Annotated in this window: 20 protein-coding genes; 12 read left to right on the plus strand and 8 right to left on the minus strand. The window is 65.9% G+C overall.

Going from position 1 to position 18,924, the window contains the following annotated elements; all coding sequences use genetic code 11:
• Window positions 1-51: 51 nt before the first annotated feature.
• Entirely contained in the window at window positions 52-465 is a 414-nt protein-coding gene (locus tag TK49_RS19450) for an HU family DNA-binding protein (RefSeq protein WP_045219204.1), read from the minus strand.
• 325 nt (window positions 466-790) lie between these two features.
• Here TK49_RS19450 and TK49_RS19455 point away from each other — a divergent pair, with 325 nt between their 5' ends.
• The 7 genes from TK49_RS19455 (at window position 791) to TK49_RS19485 (ending at window position 7,713) form a co-directional block, all read left to right on the plus strand.
• On the plus strand, window positions 791-1,705 hold the full coding sequence (locus tag TK49_RS19455) for a MerR family transcriptional regulator (protein WP_233902565.1): 915 nt from the start codon (window positions 791-793) through the stop codon (window positions 1,703-1,705).
• Window positions 1,706-1,791: 86 nt separating this feature from the next.
• Entirely contained in the window at window positions 1,792-2,520 is a 729-nt protein-coding gene (gene folE / locus TK49_RS19460; RefSeq protein ID WP_045219208.1) for a GTP cyclohydrolase I, read from the plus strand.
• A gap of 28 nt (window positions 2,521-2,548) precedes the next feature.
• Window positions 2,549-3,844 (plus strand): NAD(P)/FAD-dependent oxidoreductase, encoded by a 1,296-nt coding sequence (locus tag TK49_RS19465; RefSeq protein WP_045219211.1) that lies wholly within the window; start codon window positions 2,549-2,551, stop codon window positions 3,842-3,844.
• Window positions 3,841-4,608, plus strand: coding sequence for a DUF1365 domain-containing protein (locus TK49_RS19470; protein WP_045219214.1), 768 nt, complete (start codon window positions 3,841-3,843; stop codon window positions 4,606-4,608). Before TK49_RS19465 ends, TK49_RS19470 begins: the two co-directional genes overlap by 4 nt.
• Window positions 4,605-5,804 (plus strand): SAM-dependent methyltransferase, encoded by a 1,200-nt coding sequence (locus TK49_RS19475; RefSeq protein WP_045219216.1) that lies wholly within the window; start codon window positions 4,605-4,607, stop codon window positions 5,802-5,804. The genes TK49_RS19470 and TK49_RS19475 overlap by 4 nt, the downstream gene beginning before the upstream one ends.
• Before the next feature lie 2 nt (window positions 5,805-5,806).
• Complete coding sequence (locus TK49_RS19480) at window positions 5,807-6,583, plus strand: DUF1295 domain-containing protein (protein WP_045219217.1); 777 nt, start codon at window positions 5,807-5,809, stop codon at window positions 6,581-6,583.
• A 29-nt stretch (window positions 6,584-6,612) separates the two neighbouring features.
• The gene (locus tag TK49_RS19485) at window positions 6,613-7,713 is read left to right on the plus strand and encodes an SAM-dependent methyltransferase (RefSeq protein ID WP_045219220.1); all 1,101 of its coding nucleotides are present in this window, start codon (window positions 6,613-6,615) and stop codon (window positions 7,711-7,713) included.
• Window positions 7,714-7,728: 15 nt separating this feature from the next.
• On the opposite strand, the gene TK49_RS19490 is transcribed toward TK49_RS19485, so the two are convergent.
• Window positions 7,729-8,259, minus strand: coding sequence for a DUF2878 domain-containing protein (locus TK49_RS19490; protein ID WP_045219221.1), 531 nt, complete (start codon window positions 8,257-8,259; stop codon window positions 7,729-7,731).
• Between TK49_RS19490 and TK49_RS19495 the strand changes: the two genes are divergently transcribed.
• Window positions 8,248-8,880 carry a lipocalin family protein gene (locus TK49_RS19495; protein WP_240480066.1) on the plus strand — a complete coding sequence of 211 codons (633 nt, stop codon included), beginning with the start codon at window positions 8,248-8,250 and terminating at the stop codon, window positions 8,878-8,880. The two genes, TK49_RS19490 and TK49_RS19495, sit on opposite strands and share 12 nt — an antisense overlap.
• Before the next feature lie 11 nt (window positions 8,881-8,891).
• Here the strand turns inward: TK49_RS19495 and TK49_RS19500 are convergent, their stop codons facing one another.
• On the minus strand, window positions 8,892-9,371 hold the full coding sequence (locus TK49_RS19500; protein ID WP_045219224.1) for a chalcone isomerase family protein: 480 nt from the start codon (window positions 9,369-9,371) through the stop codon (window positions 8,892-8,894).
• 339 nt (window positions 9,372-9,710) lie between these two features.
• Here TK49_RS19500 and TK49_RS19505 point away from each other — a divergent pair, with 339 nt between their 5' ends.
• Genes TK49_RS19505 through TK49_RS19515 form a run of 3 tightly spaced genes read left to right on the plus strand, consistent with a single transcriptional unit; the run spans window position 9,711 to window position 12,879 of the window.
• Window positions 9,711-10,322, plus strand: coding sequence for a lipocalin family protein (locus TK49_RS19505; RefSeq protein WP_099050680.1), 612 nt, complete (start codon window positions 9,711-9,713; stop codon window positions 10,320-10,322).
• Window positions 10,323-10,370: 48 nt separating this feature from the next.
• Window positions 10,371-11,912, plus strand: a complete 1,542-nt coding sequence (locus TK49_RS19510; RefSeq protein ID WP_045219226.1) for a cryptochrome/photolyase family protein — start codon at window positions 10,371-10,373, stop codon at window positions 11,910-11,912.
• 34 nt (window positions 11,913-11,946) lie between these two features.
• Window positions 11,947-12,879 carry a TIGR01777 family oxidoreductase gene (locus tag TK49_RS19515; RefSeq protein WP_045219227.1) on the plus strand — a complete coding sequence of 311 codons (933 nt, stop codon included), beginning with the start codon at window positions 11,947-11,949 and terminating at the stop codon, window positions 12,877-12,879.
• 73 nt (window positions 12,880-12,952) lie between these two features.
• Here TK49_RS19515 and TK49_RS19520 read toward each other — a convergent pair whose 3' ends face one another.
• From TK49_RS19520 to TK49_RS19540, 5 genes are all read right to left on the minus strand, one after another.
• Window positions 12,953-13,612: a carbonic anhydrase gene (locus TK49_RS19520; protein ID WP_045219229.1), complete on the minus strand. Its 660-nt coding sequence runs from the start codon at window positions 13,610-13,612 to the stop codon at window positions 12,953-12,955.
• 173 nt (window positions 13,613-13,785) lie between these two features.
• Complete coding sequence (locus TK49_RS19525; protein ID WP_045219231.1) at window positions 13,786-15,090, minus strand: MFS family transporter; 1,305 nt, start codon at window positions 15,088-15,090, stop codon at window positions 13,786-13,788.
• A 182-nt stretch (window positions 15,091-15,272) separates the two neighbouring features.
• The gene (locus tag TK49_RS19530; protein WP_045219233.1) at window positions 15,273-16,514 is read right to left on the minus strand and encodes an MFS transporter; all 1,242 of its coding nucleotides are present in this window, start codon (window positions 16,512-16,514) and stop codon (window positions 15,273-15,275) included.
• 99 nt (window positions 16,515-16,613) lie between these two features.
• Entirely contained in the window at window positions 16,614-17,438 is an 825-nt protein-coding gene (locus tag TK49_RS19535; protein WP_045219234.1) for a GntR family transcriptional regulator, read from the minus strand.
• Window positions 17,439-17,605: 167 nt separating this feature from the next.
• Window positions 17,606-18,148 carry a winged helix-turn-helix transcriptional regulator gene (locus TK49_RS19540; protein WP_045219237.1) on the minus strand — a complete coding sequence of 181 codons (543 nt, stop codon included), beginning with the start codon at window positions 18,146-18,148 and terminating at the stop codon, window positions 17,606-17,608.
• A 140-nt stretch (window positions 18,149-18,288) separates the two neighbouring features.
• Here TK49_RS19540 and TK49_RS19545 point away from each other — a divergent pair, with 140 nt between their 5' ends.
• Window positions 18,289-18,867 (plus strand): GNAT family N-acetyltransferase, encoded by a 579-nt coding sequence (locus TK49_RS19545; protein ID WP_045219239.1) that lies wholly within the window; start codon window positions 18,289-18,291, stop codon window positions 18,865-18,867.
• Window positions 18,868-18,924: the final 57 nt, after the last annotated feature.

An 18,924-nucleotide genomic window follows, 5' to 3' on the forward strand; every position in this document is an offset into this window, starting at 1 on the left:
TCAGCGGCAGCGCCCAAAAGAAAAGGGAGCCGAAGCTCCCTTGATGAGACGTCAGCCGTTCACGGCGGCGTCCTTGACCTTCTTCAGCGCCCGGACCTTCACCCGCACCGTTGCCGGCTTGGCCTCGAACCACTGTTCCAGGCCCGTAAACGGGTTCTTGCCGAAGCGGCGCTTGGTCGCCGGCACCTTCACCGACGTCACCTTGAACAGGCCCGGCAGCGTGAATTCGCCAGCACCCTTCTTGTGCAGGGCGCCCAGGATGGTGTGCTCAAGGTGCTGAAGCACAGCCTTCACCGACTTGGCGTCGACGGCGGCCTGCTCGGCCAGATGGCTGACCAGGCTCGCCTTGGTGAACGTGTTCTTCAGCGGCTTGACGGCCGGTGCCGCGGCAGCGGCTTTCTTGGCCGGTGCGGTTTTCTTTGCCGGTGCGGCTTTCTTTGCTGCGGTCTTGGTTTTCGTCGCCATGGGATGCGTAGATTGGATTGAAATGGGCCATCCGGGATGGGCACGCAATGGCGTGCGGGGGCAAGCATAGCACCACGTTGGGAACGGCCGGGCAGAAAGGGGGGGCGGCCTCGTCTGCCTGTGGCGGCACGACGTTCCGCATAAATCCAACTCAAATCCTGTTCAATCGTACGAAAATGTGGCGTATCCCGCGACATTTCGTTGACGTTATCCCGTCCACCGCGTTTCATGTAAGCGAATCAGCGCTCGCATGGAGACGCATGTGCAACACGAAGACAACGCAACGCCACGGTATCGAAGCGGTACAGCCGCCCGCATGGCCCGGATGCCTGTGTCCACGCTCCGTGTGTGGGAACAGCGCTACGGCGTGATTTCGCCCGCCAAATCGGAGACAGGCCAGCGGTTGTATTCCGGCGAAGACGTCCGGCGCCTGGCGCTGCTCAGGACGCTGGTCAATCGCGGACACGCGATCGGCACGATTGCACGCATCAGCAGCGCCGAGCTTGAACAGCTTCTGGAAGCATCACAGGCCAGCGAAGAGCCGGGTCCGCCCGTGGCCGGGCACGCTGCAATCTCGCTCGCCGTTTGTGGCAGCCTGCTGGCCGAACGCGTGCGGCGCAGGAAAACCACGCTCGCCTCCCTCGGCGTTGACGCGGTCTCTGAACTCCCCGCCCTGGATGGACACGTGCCGCCTGCGGTACCGGCTGGAACGGACGTCCTGATCGTCGACGCGGCTTCCTTGCAGCCTGACACCGCGCAAGCCATCCTGGTGGCAGCCCGCAGCACGGGCACGCGTGCGGTGGGCGTGATCTACAGCTTTGGCACGGTCCGCGCCACCGACATGCTGCGCGCCGCCGGTGTGCGCCTGTATCGGGACCCCAACGCCCAGGCCGAACTGGACCAGATACTGAACGAGTTGACGCAGCTCGTGCGCGTCGACGTTGTCTACGGGAAGCTCGAGCCCCTGCGTCGGAATGCGCGCCGTTTCACCGACCGCCAACTGGACATCTTTGCCAATGCGTCACAGACGATTGCGTGCGAGTGCCCACGGCATCTTGTCGACCTGATCCGGCAACTCGATGCCTTTGAGCGGTTCAGTGACGGCTGCGCGGTGCGCTCGACGCTCGATGAGCAACTGCACCGGCATCTGGGCGATGTCGCCAACCGCGCGCGGCTGATGCTGGAAGACGCGATGGAGTTCGCCATACGGGCCGAGTCGATGCATCCACCCGCCACTTAGCCGCGTATACGCAACAGAGCGCCGCCAGGGCGCTGTGCTGAGCCGGCATGGGCGGTGAGCGCCGCCCGCTTTTCGGAGGCATTTCAATGAAACTGACTTTGGATCCGCCCGGGTTTGCCGGGGCGGCTGGCAGCGTGCCGCTTTCTGTCCGGATTCGGGAGCGGCTGATGAGTGCCGGCCACCGTTTTCACGCCAACGACAACATCGCCGCCTACCTGCGCGAGGGTGAACTGGATCTGCTCCAGGCAGAGGTGGAGGAGCGCCTGCAGGCGGTGCTGCGCGCGCTGGTCATCGATGTGGAACAAGACCACAACAGCCGGGAAACCGCGCGCCGCGTCGCCAAGATGTTCGTGCGCGAGGTGTTTGCCGGCCGCTACGTCGAAGCCCCCGAAGTGACGGCGTTTCCGAATGCGGAGCGGCTCAACGAGCTGATGGTGGTCGGGCCGTTGCGGGTGCGCAGCGCCTGCTCGCACCACCTGTGTCCGGTGATGGGGCGCGCGTGGGTCGGCGTCATGCCGCGCCAGGACTCCCAGTTGATCGGGCTGTCCAAGTACGCCCGGCTGATCGACTGGGTCATGAGCCGTCCGCAGATCCAGGAAGAAGCCATCAAGCAGATCGCCGATTTGCTGGAAGACCGCATGGCGCCCGACGGCCTGGCCGTTGTGCTGGAGGCCGAGCACTACTGCATGCACTGGCGCGGTACGAAAGACGACGAGTCGCGCATGGTGAGCAGCGTGATGCGCGGCGTGTTTCTGACCGATCCCAGCCTGCGGCGCGAGTTTCTTGCGCTGCTGCCCGGCCGCCACGGCGGATGAGCGCCCAGCCACCCCAAGAGGCATCGCCTTGAACATTCTTCAGTTTCCTGCAAAGCGCATTGCCGTGGTCGGCTCCGGCATCTCGGGGCTGGCGGCGGCGCATTTTCTTGCGAAGCGGCACGCCGTGACGCTGTTCGAGGCCGCGCCACGGCTTGGCGGGCACACCAATACGGTCGACATCGAGGAGGGCGGGCAGGTCTTTGGCGTGGATACCGGTTTTCTCGTGTTCAATGCCCGCACGTACCCGAACCTCATTGCGTTGTTCGACGAGCTTGGCGTAGCGCATTGCGAGAGCGACATGTCGTTCAGCGTATCGGTCGACGGCGGGGCGCTGGAATGGGCCGGCACCAGCCTCAGCACGGTCTTTGCGCAGCCGCGCAATCTGGTCTCGGCGCGGTTCCTGTCGATGCTGAGCGACATCCTGCGCTTCAACCGCCAGGCGCACGCCAATCTGGCCATGGCGCGCAACGAGCGCCACAGCCTCGGCACGCTGCTGGCGGCCGGCCGCTATGGCGAGCCGTTCTGCGCGCACTATCTGCTGCCGATGGCAGCCGCCATCTGGTCGACGCCGAGCCGCGAGATCCTGGCGTTCCCGGCCGAAACATTCCTTCGGTTCTGTCTGAACCACGGCTTGCTGCAGGTCTTCAACCGGCCGCGTTGGCGGACCGTCAAAGGCGGTGCGCGCAGCTATGTGCAGGCGATTGCCGGCCGGCTGGCCGATGTGCGTGTCGGCACGCCGGTGCGCGGCATCCGCCGGGCAGAGGCCCATGTCGATATCCGCACGGATGCGGGAAGCGAGCGATACGACGCCGTGGTGCTCGCCACGCATGCACCGCAGACGCTGCAGCTGCTCGACGATGCCACCGACGACGAGCGCGCCGTGCTGGGCGCTTTCCGGTACCAGCCCAACACCGCATTCCTGCATCGGGATACCCGCCTGTTGCCGCGTCGGCGGCGCGTGTGGTCGGCCTGGAACTATCTGGACGCGCCCCACGCCGGCGCAACGGCGGGCGCGCCGTGCGTCAGCTATCTGCTGAACCAGCTGCAACCGCTGCCGGTGACGACGCCCGTGGTGGTCACGCTCAATCCATCCGCGCCGCCCGCGCCCGAGCTTGAGTATCGGCGCTTCGAATACGAGCATCCGGTGTTCGACCAACCGGCCATCGACGCGCAGGCCCGCCTGCCGGCATTGCAGGGCCGCAGCCGCACCTGGTTTGCGGGCGCCTGGACCGGCTACGGATTCCACGAAGACGGCCTGAAGTCCGCGTTGCGCGTCGTGGCGGATTTCGGCTGCGCTCCGGCCTGGGCACAGGTGGCGCCATGAACGGCGACGCACAGCTTCTCGTCGGCCAGGTCATGCACCGTCGCCTGCGGCCGGTCGCCAATCGCTTCGTCTATCCGGTGTTTGCCGTGCGCGTGAAGCTCTCCGCGCTGGGTCGCCTGACCGGAGCGTGGTTCGGCGTCGACTGCCTCCGCCCGTTGTCCTTGCGCGTGCGTGACTACGGCCCGCGCGACGGCACGGACCTGCTCACGTGGATACGTGGCGTGCTGAGCAGCGCGGGTTTGCCTGCCGATGGCGAGGTCTGGCTGCAGACCTTTCCGCGCATTGCCGGCTGGATGTTCAACCCCGTCTCGTTCTGGTATTGCCACGACGCGGCCGGCACGCTGCGCGCGGTCTTGGCCGAGGTCAACAACACCTTCGGGCAGCACCATCGATACCTGCTGTGCGCGCACGACGGCGGAGCCATCGACGCGCACACCGTGCTGACGTGCCGCAAGCAACTGCATGTCTCGCCGTTCTGCCGGGTCGAGGGCGGTTATCGGTTCCGCTTTGCCGAGGGCGCTGCAACGGCGCTGGTGCGCATCGACTATCACGACCGAGACGGCGCCTTGCTGCAGACCGCCATCGGCGGCCGGTTGCAGCCGTTCGATGCCGCCCACCTGCGACGCGCGCTGCTGCGCCAGCCTTTGCTTGCACTGCAGGTCATCGGCCGCATCCATTGGCAGGCCCTGCGCCTGTGGTTCAAGGGCGTGCCGTTTTTTGGCCGCGTCCCGCACGACAGATCTTCTCCGGAGAACTCCCGATGACCGCCTCGCGCTCCCTTGCCTGGGTGCCGCCCCATGTTCCTGCTGCCGGCCGGCTGTTTCTAGCGCTGGCCGGGCGGCTGCGGCACGGCGTCCTTCACCTTGTCACGCCTGATGGCGAGGTGCAGATCGGCGATGCCGCGTCGCCCCTCGTGGCAGATCTGCGCATCACCGACTGGCGCGCCTGCGGACGCATCCTGCGCAGCGGCGACGTGGGCTTTGCCGAAGCATATCGCGACGGATGGATCGACTCGGGCAACCTCACCAACCTGCTGCGGCTGGCCATCGTCAATGCGGCCACGCTGGACCAGGCGATCTTCGGGAATGCGCTGGCGCGCTCCGTCCTGCGCCTGCGCCACCTGCTGCGCCGGAACAGCCGCCGCGGCAGCCGTCGCAATATCCATCTGCATTACGACCTGGGTAACGATTTCTATCGCCTCTGGCTGGACGAAGGCATGGCGTATTCGTCGGCCTGGTTCAACGGCAATCTGCGGCATGGCCTTGCTGAGGCGCAAGCCGCCAAGTACCGGCGCGTGTGCGACCTGCTGAGGGTAGGGCCCGGCATGGATGTGCTGGAAATCGGCTGCGGATGGGGCGGCCTGATGGAGATGGCCTGCGCGCGCGGTGCACACGTGCACGGCATCACACTCTCGGAAGAACAGCGCCGCTATACGGCCGAGCGCCTGGCCGACGAGCCCCGGGCCCGCGTGGAGCTGCGTGACTATCGGGACCTGGACGGGGCGTACGACGCCATCGCGTCCATCGAGATGTTCGAGGCCGTGGGCGAGGCGTACTGGTCGAGCTACTTCCGGACGCTGGTGCGCTGCCTGCGGCATGGCGGCCGCGCGCTGGTGCAGAGCATCACCATCGACGAAGCGCATTTCGAGCGCTACCGCGCCGGCACCGATTTCATCCAGCAGTTCATCTTCCCGGGCGGCATGTTGCCCAGTCGCGAGCGCTTTATCCGGCTGGCGGAGCAACACGGTTTGCGTGTGGTCGACCGCCTCGACTTCGGCCGCGACTACGCAGAGACACTGCGCCGCTGGAGCCAGCGTTTCGAAGCCCGCCTGGAGGCCGTGCGCGCGCTCGGCTTCGACGAGCCCTTCATCCGCATCTGGCGGCTGTACTTCGCGTACTGCGAGGCCGGCTTTGACGAGGGGCGGATCGGCGTGTCGCAGTTTCTGCTGCAGCGGGGGTGACGATGTCGGCGATCGGCGTTGCACTCGTTGCGCTGGTGTTTCTGGTGGCGGTGTTCAGTGCCGTGTGGGCATGGCAGTTGAGCACCAGGAACGCCGGCATGGTCGATCCCGTCTGGGCGTTCTCGCTGGGCGTGGTGGCGTTGCTCTACGCGGCGCTGAGCACCGGTTCGTTGCCGGCACGCTTGCTGGTCGGGGCCGGCGGTGCGGTGTGGGGTGCGCGCCTTGGCTGGCACCTGTGGCGGCGCAACGCCGGCAAGCCGGAAGACGCGCGCTACCGCAAGTTGCGTGAGGAGTGGGGCCCGGCCGCATCGCGAAACATGTTTGGGTTCTTCCAGTTGCAGGCGGCGGTGTCGATGTTCCTGTCGATCGCGTTTGCCGTGCCGAGCTACCGGCCGGATTCTCCCAGCGCTTTCGCCATGGCGATTGCGGTGGCCCTGTGGTTGGTGGCTGTGGCGGGCGAGGCCGTGGCAGACGGGCAATTGCGCCGCTTTGCAGCCGACCCGGCCAACCGTGGCAAGACCTGCCAGGTGGGGCTGTGGCGCTATTCGCGGCATCCCAACTATTTTTTTGAATGCGTGCACTGGCTGGCCTATGTGCCCCTGGCGCTCGGGTCGCCCTGGGCATGGCTCACGCTGTTGCCGCCCGTGGCCATGGCGTGGTTGCTCGTCAAGGTTTCGGGCGTTCCGATGCTTGAGGCCCACATGCACGCCACGCGCGATGACTATGCCGAGTACGCCCGCACGACGAGCGTACTGATCCCCTGGCCGCCGCGCCACTGATACCAGACGTACAGATCCAAGGAGCCCACATGACTGCACTGTCCACGCCGACCCTACCGCCGCAGGCTGCGGCCGACGCCAGTGACGGCTGGCTCATCCAGTGCTGCGAGCGCGGGTGGCTGCCGGATGGGCTGGTGCGCGCCGGCATGCGCGCCCTGATGCGCCAACGCCTGCGAGACGAAGGCCTGAACGACGGCGAACTGCGTTCGCGGCGTTTCAATGCACTGCTGGACGAGCTGCACGGCAGCCCCATCGCCATCGAGACAGACGCGGCCAACACGCAGCACTACGAATTGCCGCCCGCCTTTTTCGAGGCCCATCTGGGGCCGCAGTTGAAGTACTCCTGCGCCCTGTACCCGACTGGCAACGAAACGCTGGCCGAGGCCGAAGAGGCAATGTTTGCCTGCTACGCCGAGCGTGCCAGCCTGGCTGACGGTCAGTGCATTCTCGACTTGGGCTGCGGCTGGGGGTCGCTGTCGCTGTGGATGGCCAAGCGCTATCCCAACGCGCGCATCGTGGCGTTGTCGAATTCGCGGGGCCAGCGCAGCTGGATCGAGGCTCGCGCCGCCGAGCGTGGCCTGACGAACCTGACCGTGCACACCGGAAACATCGTCGATTTCGAGTTTGCCGAGATGCCCAAGGGCGGCCGCTTTGACCGCGTTGTCTCCATCGAAATGTTTGAGCACATGAAGAACTACGGCCTGCTGTTGAGCAAGATCGCGCGATGGATGCGACCGGACGCGGTGCTGTTCGTGCACATCTTTGCGCACCGCACGCTGGCGTATCACTTTCAGGTGCAGGACGGCACCGACTGGATGTCGAAGTACTTCTTCACCGGCGGCACGATGCCATCCGAGGCGTTGCTGCTGGAATTCCAGGACGACCTGCGCATGGCGCGGCACTGGTGGGTCAGCGGCACGCACTACGCGCGCACCGCCGACCATTGGCTCGCCAACCTGGACGCGGCCCGTGATCGTTTGATGCCGGTGTTCGTCCAGACCTACGGCAAGGCCCAGGCGGCCGTGTGGTTTCAGCGCTGGCGCATGTTTTACCTGGCGGTGTCGACGTTGTTCGGTTATGCGAACGGCAACGAATGGGGCGTGGCGCATTACCGGTTCGTCAAGCGCTAGGCACCGCAGCGGTAGTCAGGGCGAAATGCCGGTGCCATCGGTGCGCTCGCCCATCCACACCAGCAGCGGCATCCATATCGCCCAACCGATGGCCAGTGTGCCGAGCGTGGTAGGCATCTCTGAAATATGTGCGGCCCCCAGCGCTGCGCCCGCACGAAACGAGAGCGGACCGGCAACAGCTCCCAGCACCATCGCCAGCCACCATCTGCCGCGCAGCCAACGAAAGAGGACATTCACTTGGATCGCGAACAGCACCCACAGCGCCAGCAGCCAGGGCGGTGCGAATCCGGCCCACAACGTGCCGCGCGGATAGGCGATGAGGCCGGCACGTATCAGGACGGTTTCCCACGGCGCCGCCAGCACCACGACCCACACCACCAGCCGCAACTCCCACCGCGGCTGGGGGGCTTGCCGCAAGTGCAGCGCCAGCAGTCCGGCGACGAAGACGATGCCGACCCACGCGGCGTCGCGCGCGGCACTCAGCACGCAGACAAACCAGCCGGCCTGTCCGGCCACCGCATAGAGGAGAGCACGATGAGAACGCATCAAAGAGGCCCTCGTGGGGTCATCCTGTCACGTTGGGCACGTTGTCTGGCCGTCGTCACGCTGGCGCTGGCCAGCACGGCCTGCTCCGGCCCGCCGCCGAATCCGAACCCGCTGGCGGCCGTGCCGCTGCAGACGGTTTCGGTCGACCTGCCGCGCTACATGGGGCGTTGGTATGTCATCGCCAACATTCCGTACTTTGGCGAACGGGGCAATGTCGGCAGCTATGCCGAATGGTCGCTGCGGCCCGATGGCCGTATCGACGATGCGTACGTCTATCGGCCCGGCAGTTTCGACGCGCCGTTCAAACGCATGCAGTTCGTCGATTCGGTGGTGGACGGCAGCGGCGGCGGCGAATGGCGTGTGCGGTTGTTCTGGCCCATCTACGTGTCGCAGCTGACGCTGTATGTCGACCCCGAATACCGCGTGACCCTGCTCGGCTATCCGGACAAAAGCCTCGGCTGGGTGTTCTCGCGCGAGCCCAACATGAGCGATGCGGACTATCGCGCGGCATTGGGCCGTTTCCAGGCCATGGGTTACGACATTTCGCGTTTCCGGCGCGTACCGCAGTTCCCGAGCCAGATCGGGCAACCGGGCTTCCAGTCGCCGGGAGACGCCAACTAGCCGTGCGCGCATCAACGTGACTTGCCCAGAAGGTGACGGCGCAAGGACGGAGCGCGCGTGCCGGGTGCCAGCCAGATATCGAAAAAGGCGCGCGCAAACGCGGGATCGTTCACCTCGGTCGTCAGTTGTCCATTTGCGTAGAAGCGTGCGCCGCGGCCGGGCAGATACACGCCGCACAAAGTGTCGCCCGGTTTGACATCGGGGAAGGCGGGCGTCATGGCGCGCTGCCATTGCGCGAGCGTGTCGTCTGGCGGCACGGGGCTCTGCAGCCGCCGAATTTCGTCGATGGCGGTTTCGATGAGGCGGCTTCGTTCGATTGCGCGCCGGTATGTCACTTCCAGCGCAAAGGGCGCGTCATAGCTGGGCGGGAGTTCAGCGCTCCACAACTGCGCGTCGTAGAGGCAGAACCCCAGCAGGCACAGCGCTCCCTTGCCTGACAGCTGCGGCGCGGGCACCGTGTCGCGGCAGTCGGCCCAGGCGCCGACGCTCATGATGGAAGACAGGACAAGCGCCAAGGCTCGGGCGGCGTGAACGCGTTTGGCAGGCATATTGCGAGGGCGTGCGTGGGGTCAAGCGTTGAACAGGCTGCTTTGAAAGTCTACTGACAGAGCCTCTGACGCGGAGGCGCCGGTGCGAAATTTTCTCGATGCAAATCGTGCTCATGGCTTACACCGATCTGCAACGGGATTCATCGGGTGTAGACGCATTTGCCAACGCAAAGCGTGTTCATTGCTTGGAATGCGCCGCGCGTTCTGCTGCATTTCGTTGACGCGCTGCGTGGTGCAGCGTTTCATGTCGCCATGGGCGGCATTCATGTAGGGAGGAGTTGAATGGCAGATGCGTTGACAACCGCGTTTCAACGCGCGAAGCGTGGCCTGCGTGCAGTGCGCGCGCGCTTGCAATGGTGGGCACTGGTGCCGGTGCTGGCAGGCACGATGCTTCTGGCAGGCTGTGTGCCGACGAGCCCGCCCGAAGGCATCACTGCTGTTACGCCGTTCGATCTTCAACGGTATCAGGGGCGCTGGTACGAGCAGGCACGGCTCGATCATTCGTTCGAGCGAGGCTTGACCGACGTATCGGCCACGTACCAGCCCCAACCTGACGGCAGCGTGCGTGTGGTCAATCGTGGCTTCGATCCGGCCAAGAATGAATGGCGCGAGGCGGTCGGCAAAGCGCTGTTCGTGGGCAGCCCCGATACGGGCTCGCTGAAGGTGTCCTTCTTCGGTCCGTTTTATGGCGGCTATCACGTGGCGGCGCTCGATCCGGGTTATCGCTGGGCGCTGGTTGTCGGGCCGGACCGCAGCTACTGCTGGGTATTGACGCGGGACAAGCAACTCGACCCCGCGCAGCGGGAGGCGATCTTTGCACGCGCACGTGCGCTGGGCATTGATACGAACGCGCTCATCTTGGTATCCCATGAGCGGCAGGATCCGTCTCAGTAGCGCGAGGGCGTATGCACAAGACCGAAGGCGAGCACGCGGCGCAATGACATGAACCAACGCGCAAAGATTCTCCGGCTGGTGCTGGGCGATCAGCTCAACCCGCTGCATTCATGGTTTGCGGAGGTGGACGCGGACGTCGTCTACGTGCTGATGGAAGTGCGTCAGGAAACGGACTACGTCCTGCACCACGCGCAGAAGATCCTTGCCATCTTTGCGGCCATGCGCGACTTTGCGCGCGGTCTCCGGGCGGCCGGGCACCGCGTGCGGTATGTGGCGATCGACGATGAAAGCAACCGCCAGTCCGTGACCGAGAATCTCGCCGCGCTCGCCCGGCACTACGGCGCCGAGCGGGTCGAATGGCAATCCCCTGACGAGTGGCGCCTGGATGAACAGTTGCGTCGTTGGGCGCCAGCGCAGTCGCTGTCGACGTGCGAGGTCGATTCCGAACACTTCCTGACGGGCAGGCATGAACTTGCCGCGATGTTTGACGGCCGCAAGCAATGGCTCATGGAGCGGTTCTATCGCGAGATGCGCCGCCGCTTTGGTGTGCTGCTCGACGGCACGGGGGCGCCGGAGGGCGGACAGTGGAATTTCGATCATGACAACCGCAAGCCGTGGCGCGGCTCGCCGCCGGAGCCCGCCGACGTGCGTCCTGTGCATGATCACCGTGCGTTGTGGGAGACCATTGAACGCAGCGGTGTGAAGTCGTTCGGCAACCCGCAGGCCGGGGCATTGCGGTGGCCTTTGAACCGCGCTGAAGCGCTGGCCTGCCTGGACGCGTTTGTCGGGCAGGTGCTGCCGCACTTTGGCGATTTTGAAGACGCCATGAGCAGCAGCCACCAGCGGTTGTTCCACTCGTTGCTGTCTTTTTCGCTCAACGTGAAGATGCTGAATCCGCGCGAGGTGATCGATCGCGCCGAGGCAGCGTATCGGCATGGCAAGGCACCATTGCCTGCCGTGGAGGGGTTTATCCGCCAGATCCTGGGCTGGCGCGAATATGTACGCGGCATCTACTGGGCGCACATGCCCGGGTACGCTTCGAGCAACGTGCTGAACCACAATGCGCCGCTGCCGTCCTGGTTCTGGAGCGGAAAGACGCAGATGCGCTGCCTGCAACTCGCCATCGGCCAGTCGTTGCAAACCGCTCATGCCCATCACATTCAGCGCCTCATGGTGATCGGCAACTTCGCCTTGCTGGCGGGGCTCGCGCCGGACGAGGTGCACCGCTGGTACCTCGGCGTGTACATCGACGCATTCGAATGGGTGGAGCTGCCGAATACGGTGGGCATGAGCCAATGGGCAGACGGCGGCCGCATTGCCACCAAGCCGTATGTCAGTAGCGCCGCTTATCTTTCCCGCATGAGCGATTACTGCAAGGGCTGCCATTACGACAGCAAGCAGCGCGTCGGTGAGCGCGCATGTCCTTACAACGCGCTGTACTGGGATTTCTTTGCGCGCCACAGTGAAGTGTTCGGCCGTAACCCGCGGCTGTCGATGGTCTATCGACAACTCGCCAAGATGGAACCCGAAGAGCGCGACGTCCTGCGCAAGCGCGCCGAAGACGTGCGCGCAAGGCTGGAGGCGTTATGACTGCGTTGAACCGCAATAAGGAGGCCGCCCCATCGTGCGCATCCTGCTGACTGGAGGCACCGGATTGATCGGGCGGGCACTGTGCCGCCACTGGCAGGCGCAGGGGCACGATCTGGTGGTCTGGAGCCGTACGCCTGAACGCGTCGCGCGGCTGTGTGCCGGTGCGCGCGGCATCGCAGCGCTGCGAGAGCTGGACGGTGCCGCGCCATTGGATGCAGTCATCAATCTGGCGGGCGCGCCGATTGCCGATCGCCCGTGGAGCGCGGCCCGACGAGAGCTTCTATGGCGCAGCCGCGTCGATCTGACCCGGGAACTCGTGGATTGGCTCGGCCGTTGCGAGCGGCCGCCTCGCGTGCTGGTTTCCGGATCTGCCACCGGCTGGTATGGCGATCGAGGGCAGGAACCCCTGGATGAAGACAGCGGCGCTGGCAACGACGACTTTGGCAGTCAACTCTGCGTCGCGTGGGAGGAGGAAGCGCGCCGTGCCGAGGCGCTCGGCATGCGCGTCGTGTTACTGCGCACGGCGCCCGTGTTTGCAAGCGAAGGCGGCATGTTGCCCAGGCTGCGTCTGCCGTTCAGCATGGGGCTTGGCGGTCGGCTTGGCAGTGGGCGTCAATGGATGCCGTGGATCCATCTTGACGACGTGGTCGGTCTGATCGATTTCCTTTTGCACCACGCCGATGGTTGGGGCGCTTTCAATGCGTGTGCACCGGACCGTGTCAGCAACGCAGACTTTGCCCGCACGCTGGCGGCGACGCTGCGCAGGCCGATGTTCCTGTCGGTGCCTGCCTGGGTATTGCGCATGGCGCTGGGCGAAATGTCCGTGTTGCTGCTCGGCAGTCAACGTGTGCAACCGCGACGGGCCTTGGAGGCCGGCTATCGGTTTCGCTTCCCGAATCTGGAGGAGGCGCTGGCGGGTCTGCTGGTGCAGGATCAGCATCCTGCGAGCCGGCAATCCGCAGATTGATGTTGAGCGGCGGGAGCCACCCCCGCCGCATAGCTGGGTACAGACCGGTGCCCGAAGGGCCCGGTCATGGGCGTCAGCCTTGCCGCTGCCCGCGCGACGCGACGGCCACCGTGGCGGGCGAATCCGCCAGCGGCACAAAGCGGCGCGTCGCGCCATCCAGGGCGTCGATGCTGCCCCGCTCGATGTCGTACACCCAGCCATGCAGGTTCAGGCGACCCTGCTCGAGCGCGAGCGCAACCGACGGGTGCGTGCGCAGGTTGGCAAGCTGGGCGATCACGTTTTCGCGCACGAGGCCGTCCAGCTTGGCGCGGGGCGAGTCGAACGTGTGCGCCGCGTTGATGACCTTCGCCGCGTCGGCATGGCGCAGCCAGCTCGCCACGGCCGGCAGGTGGTCGAGGCACGTGCAGCGCGAGATAGCGCCCATTGCGCCGCAATCGGAGTGGCCGCAGATCACGATGTCCTGCACGCCCAGCACCGCCACCGCATATTCCACTGTCGCCGATACGCCGCCCGGCTCAGGGCCATACGAAGGGACGATGTTGCCCGCGTTGCGGATGACGAACAGCTCGCCGGGTTCGCGCTGTGTCAGCAGCTCCGGAACGACGCGGCTGTCCGAGCACGTCACGAACAGCGCCTTGGGGTTCTGTGAGGTCGCAAGTTGTTTGAAAAGCTCTACCCGTTGCGGATAGACCTCGCGTTGAAAGCGCAGAAAACCGTCAATGATGTCGCGCATGGTGAATTCTCCTTGTTGCAATGTCGGCGCAGCGACGATGTTCAGCGTTGTCGCGGCGCCGCGCGGTCGCCATTATCGCGGACAACGGCGTCATCCGGGCCGTTGCCTGTCGGGCAGGCGGCCATCAGACGTTGCGCGGCCCGGCGCAGCGGCGGCCGGCCGCGCTTTGCCGCTCACGGCTCGTGCCGCAGATACCCTTCCTTGCTCGGATCGGGCATCCAGTACGTCACGACGAGCGACACCGCGCACAGCGCCGTCACATACCAGTAGAACGTCGATTCGGTACCCGCCTGCTTGAACCACAGCGCGACGTACTCGGCCGAGCCGCCAAACACGGCATTGGCGATGGCATACGACAGACCCACGCCCATCGCACGCACTTCCGGCGGGAACATCTCGGCCTTGATCAGGCCGCTGATCGACGTGTAGAAGCTCACGATGGCGAGCGCCAGCGTGACGAGGCCGAAGGCTTCCACCGGGCTCGACACGGTGGCCAATGCCTTCATGAGCGGTACGGTGCCCAGCACCGAGAACACGCCGAAGCACAGCATGGAGTTGCGGCGGCCGATGCGGTCGGACAGCGCGCCAAATGCGGGCTGCAGCAGCATGTAGACGAACAGCGCACCGGTCATCACGTTGGAGGCCGTCTTGGCTTCCATGTGCGCCGTGTTGACGAGGTACTTCTGCATGTACGTCGTGAACGTATAGAAGATCAGCGAGCCGCCGGCGGTAAAGCCGATCACCCGCAGGAATGCGCCCTTGTGCTGCCACGCGCCGCGGATCGTGCCGGCGTGCTCGGCCTTGCGCGCTTCGGTGGTCTGCGTTTCATGCAGCGAGCGGCGCAGGTACAGCGCAATCAGCGCCGTCAGCGCACCCACCACGAACGGGATGCGCCAGCCCCAGGCCTTGAGCTCGGCCGTGGTCAGCAGCTGCTGCAGGATGACGAGCACGAGCACCGCGCACAGCTGGCCGCCGATCAGCGTGACGTACTGGAACGATGCAAAGAAGCCGCGCCGGCCCTTGAGCGCCACTTCGCTCATGTAGGTGGCGCTGGTGCCGTATTCTCCGCCGACCGACAGCCCCTGGAACAGCCGCGCCACGAGCAGCAGCAGCGGCGCCAGCGCACCGATCTGCGCGTAGGTGGGCAGCACTGCAATGAGCAGCGAGCCACCGCACATCATCAGCACCGAGATCATCATCGCGGTGCGTCGGCCGTGCTTGTCGGCAATGCGACCGAACAGCCAGCCGCCGATCGGGCGCATCAGGAAGCCCGCCGCGAACACGCCGGCGGTGTTCAGCAACTGCGTCGTGCGGTCGCCGCTGGGGAAGAACGCCGGCGCGAAGTACAGCGAACAGAACGCGTAGATGTAGAAGTCGAACCATTCGACGAGGTTGCCCGACGATGCACCGACGATGGCAAAGATGCGGCGGCGCGTGTCGTGCGGGTCGACCGCGTGCGGTGTGGCAGTGGTGTCCATGGGAGCGTCTCAGTGCGGATTGTTCTGATGGGCAGCGTAAGCTGATCCTCAGAATTGTAGCGACATGTCGCGCGTTGCCGCGCTCCGGAATCGCCCCGGCGGAAGCGATGCGGTGTTGCCAGGCCCGCATGTGCGACGCAGAAACGGGTACGGCCGCCGGTGTGCGGCCGCACCGTTCCGACTCAACGCGGCCCTTGCCGCGCGTTGAACACCACGCGCAGTCCGAACGCCACCAGTGCCGACACCGTGCAGAACGCCATGAGGCCCGTCCAGCGGCCCGCATTCCACGCGAGGCTGGCGCCATACGCCCCCACCGACATGCCGATGAACAGCATCGTCATGAACACCGCGTTGACGCGGCTGCGCGCTTCGGGCGCGAGTGCGTAGATGATCGTCTGGTGCGAGACGAGTGCGGCCTGCACGCCCACATCAAAGATGAGCGTGCCGATCACGATGGCGACGAGCGCGTGCGGAAACAGCGCCATCGCCGCGAACGTGATCGCCATCAGCAGGGCGCCGCCCGCTGCGATGTGACCCGGCGCGACACGGCCCGAGAGCCGCCCGGCGATGCTCGCGCCGAGTGCGCCGGCAGCGCCTGCGAGGCCGAGCAGGCCGGCTTGCCCCGTCGACAGCCCGAGCGAACTTGTCAGGTGCAGCGCCACCGTTGACCAGAAGCCCGAGAACGCAATGCCGATGAAGGCCTGCGTGATGGCCGACGCGCGCAGCCGCGGATGCTGCATGAACAGCGTGCCGAGCGAGCGCAGCAGCGTGAGGTAGGGCTGCCCCGCAGTCGCGGGGGAGGGCGCCACGCCAAAGTGTGCGGCACGCACGGCAATGGCCAGCCCGACAATCGCCACGGCGGACACGCCAAACGCGGCGCGCCACCCGAAGTGGTCGGCCACGATGCCGCTGAATACGCGCGAGCCGACGATGCCGATCAACAGCCCCGTCATCACCGTGCCGATGTTGCGATTGCGGTTCTGGTCGGTGCTGATGGCGGCGGCGCTGGGCACGAAGTCCTGCGCGATGGTGGCCGACAGCCCGACCGCAAAACCCGCCGCGGCCAGCAGCGGCAGGTTCGGCGCGAGGCAGCTGCCGATGAGCGCGAGCGTGAGCAGCACCGCCTTCCACAGGATGACGAGGCGACGGTCGTACCGATCGCCGAGCGGGCCGAAGAAAAAGATGCCGCTGGCATAACCGGCCGCGGTGAGCGTCGGCAACACGCCCAGCGCGTGCGGCGTGATGGCGAGATCGCGGCTGATGAGTCCGAGCAGCGGGTGGTTCAGGTAGATGCACGCGACGCTGATGCCCGCACCGGCGGTGAGCAGGCGGATCAGCCCTTGCGTGTCGGGCGTGGTCGGGGTGGTGGAATTCGAGGCCGAAGCCGGAGCAGCAGGCGTTGGGGACGCTGGCGAGGTCGACATGGGAACCTCATGGAGGAATTGCTGCGTTGCAGCGAAGCGCCGATGCTAGCAACTTTCCGCGCGCCGTGCAGGCGGCCAATAACCCCGCCGGCCGTGGTGTCAGCGTCGCGTGCGGGCTGGGGTGGGCGCTTCTTCGACGTCTTCGCTGTGGCCGCCTTGGACATCGTGTCCGGCGTTGTCGATCCACAGGCGGGCGCGGTCTTCGCCCACGCGCGAGAGCTCCATGCGGTATTCGTAGCGGTCGGGCCGGTAGAGGCCCTGCAGCAGCTGGACGGGACGGCCGCTCATTTCGCGCACGATGCGCTGCACCGAGAGCAGCGGCGCGCCGACCGCCACATCCAGGTATTGCGCGGTCGCCACGTCGGCCAGCCGTGCCGACACCACTTGCGATGCGCGGTCGATGCGCACGCCCGAGCCCTCGATCAGCCGCAGCAGCGATTGGTTGGCCAGGCGGTCCAGCGTGAGCTTGCTCGTCACGTCCAGCGGCAGCCACGTGGTGATGAGCGCCATGGGCGTATCTTCCAGATGGCGCACGCGCACCAGTTTCTTGATCGGGGTGCCGGGCGCGACTTCGAGGCACTTGGCCTCGTCGGGCGGGGCCTGCACGTCTTCGAATTCCACGACGACGGCCGAGGTGCGCTCGCCCACGTCGATGATGTTCTGCAGCAGCGTCTGGTTGCCGCCGCCGACCGCTACCGGATCATCGGGTTTGACGACGAACGTGCCCATGCCGCGATGGCGGCGCACGAGACCTTCCTTGACGAGGTAGTCGAACACGCGCCGCATGGTGACGCGCGACGCCCCGAACTGGCGGGCCAGCTCGATCTCGCCGGGCATCGGACCCTCCCCGAACTTGCCTTCGAGAATCTGCTGACGCAGGACGACGTAGATCTGGTGGTAGAGCGGTACCACGGCATCAGGCATGGCAGGCGTGGGTCCGGGCGTGAGCGGCGAGGTCGGGGGTCGGAAAGGGCCGCCAACGGGCGGTGGCCGGGCACGGGGCGTTGCACATGAAAAGGCCGGCCGAAAGCCGCCATTCCCCCGTTCATCCGCGACGATAGGGGGTTTTCATGAACGTGTAAAGTTGTGCATTACCCGTCCACTTGCGGCTTGTTGTCGTCATCTGCAGCGCAATTGCTGCCATGACGATAACGCGGGTTGCGCTCGCGCATGGAATTCTGCGGCGCCACCGGTTGGCCCAGCGCGTTGACCAGCGCAACATGGATCGGGGTGCCGCTTTCGCGGTCGCGCAACAGCATCGGGCCTTCGCCGTCGGGCGTGAGGTAGCGGTCGCCCCATTGCATCAGCGCCACGATGGCGGGCAGCAGGTCGACGCCCGCCCGCGTGAGGCGATACGCGTCGCGCACCCGGTCGCCCGGTTCCTGATACGGGACACGGCGCAGGATGCCGTGCGCCACCAGCGCCTTCAGGCGCGACGACAGGATCGCCGACGAGCACCCCGTGCGGCGCAGAAACTCATCGAACCGCGTCACGCCCGAAAACGCCTCGCGCAGCACGAGCAGCGTCCATTTTTCGCCCACGATCGATACGGCGGCCGCGATCGAGCATGGCTCGTCCATCGACGTAACGAGCTCGGGGGCCGGCGGAACGGGTAGAGGCTCGGGGATCTTCATATCAGACAGGATAGTCCACTAACTTTATTTGCAAAAGCCAGGGTTTCTGCTAAGCTGGATTCAAATTGAAAAGTCAGGCGGTGATCCCGTGCTGGCGGTCCAGACAAGATCAACAAGATCCATCGCGTGAGGAGATCCCCATGCTGTACACCATCCATCGTTATCCCGCTGAATGGATCGACCGCTGGACCATGCACGACGGCTCCATCGCCACCGTGCGCCCGATTCTGCCGCAAGACGCGCCGCTGGAGGCAGCGCTGGTGGAAGGGCTGTCTTCCGAATCGCGCTATGCGCGATTCCTCGTCGGGGGCGGCCGGTTGAGCGACGAGATGCTCGCGGCCTACACGCAGATCGATTACGTCAACCACATGGCGCTGGTGGTGAGCGTGGCGCGCCCCGACGGCACGGGCGAAGACCTCATCGCCGATGGCCGCTTCGTGATGGAAGACGGTGCGGCCGAGTTCGCCATGCTGGTGGCCGACGCGTGGCAGGGCAAGGGTGTGGGCCGCCGCCTGTTTGCCACGCTGGTGCGTGCGGCCCGCGTGGCCGGCGCACGCGAGATCTTTGGCGAGGTGCTTTCCACCAACCGCCGCATGATCGGCCTGGCGCGCGATGCGGGCTTTCGCATCAGCAACGTGCCCGGCGACGCCACCGTTTGCATGGTCCGCCTGCCGCTGGCCAATGCCGCCGCAGCCATGACGCCGTTCGTGTTCGCCTGATCGCGCTTCGTCTTCGCGCGTCTGCCGTGCCTGCAGGCGCGCTCACCGTGTGTCTCT

Source organism: Ralstonia mannitolilytica, from assembly GCF_000954135.1.
Classification (GTDB): domain Bacteria; phylum Pseudomonadota; class Gammaproteobacteria; order Burkholderiales; family Burkholderiaceae; genus Ralstonia; species Ralstonia mannitolilytica.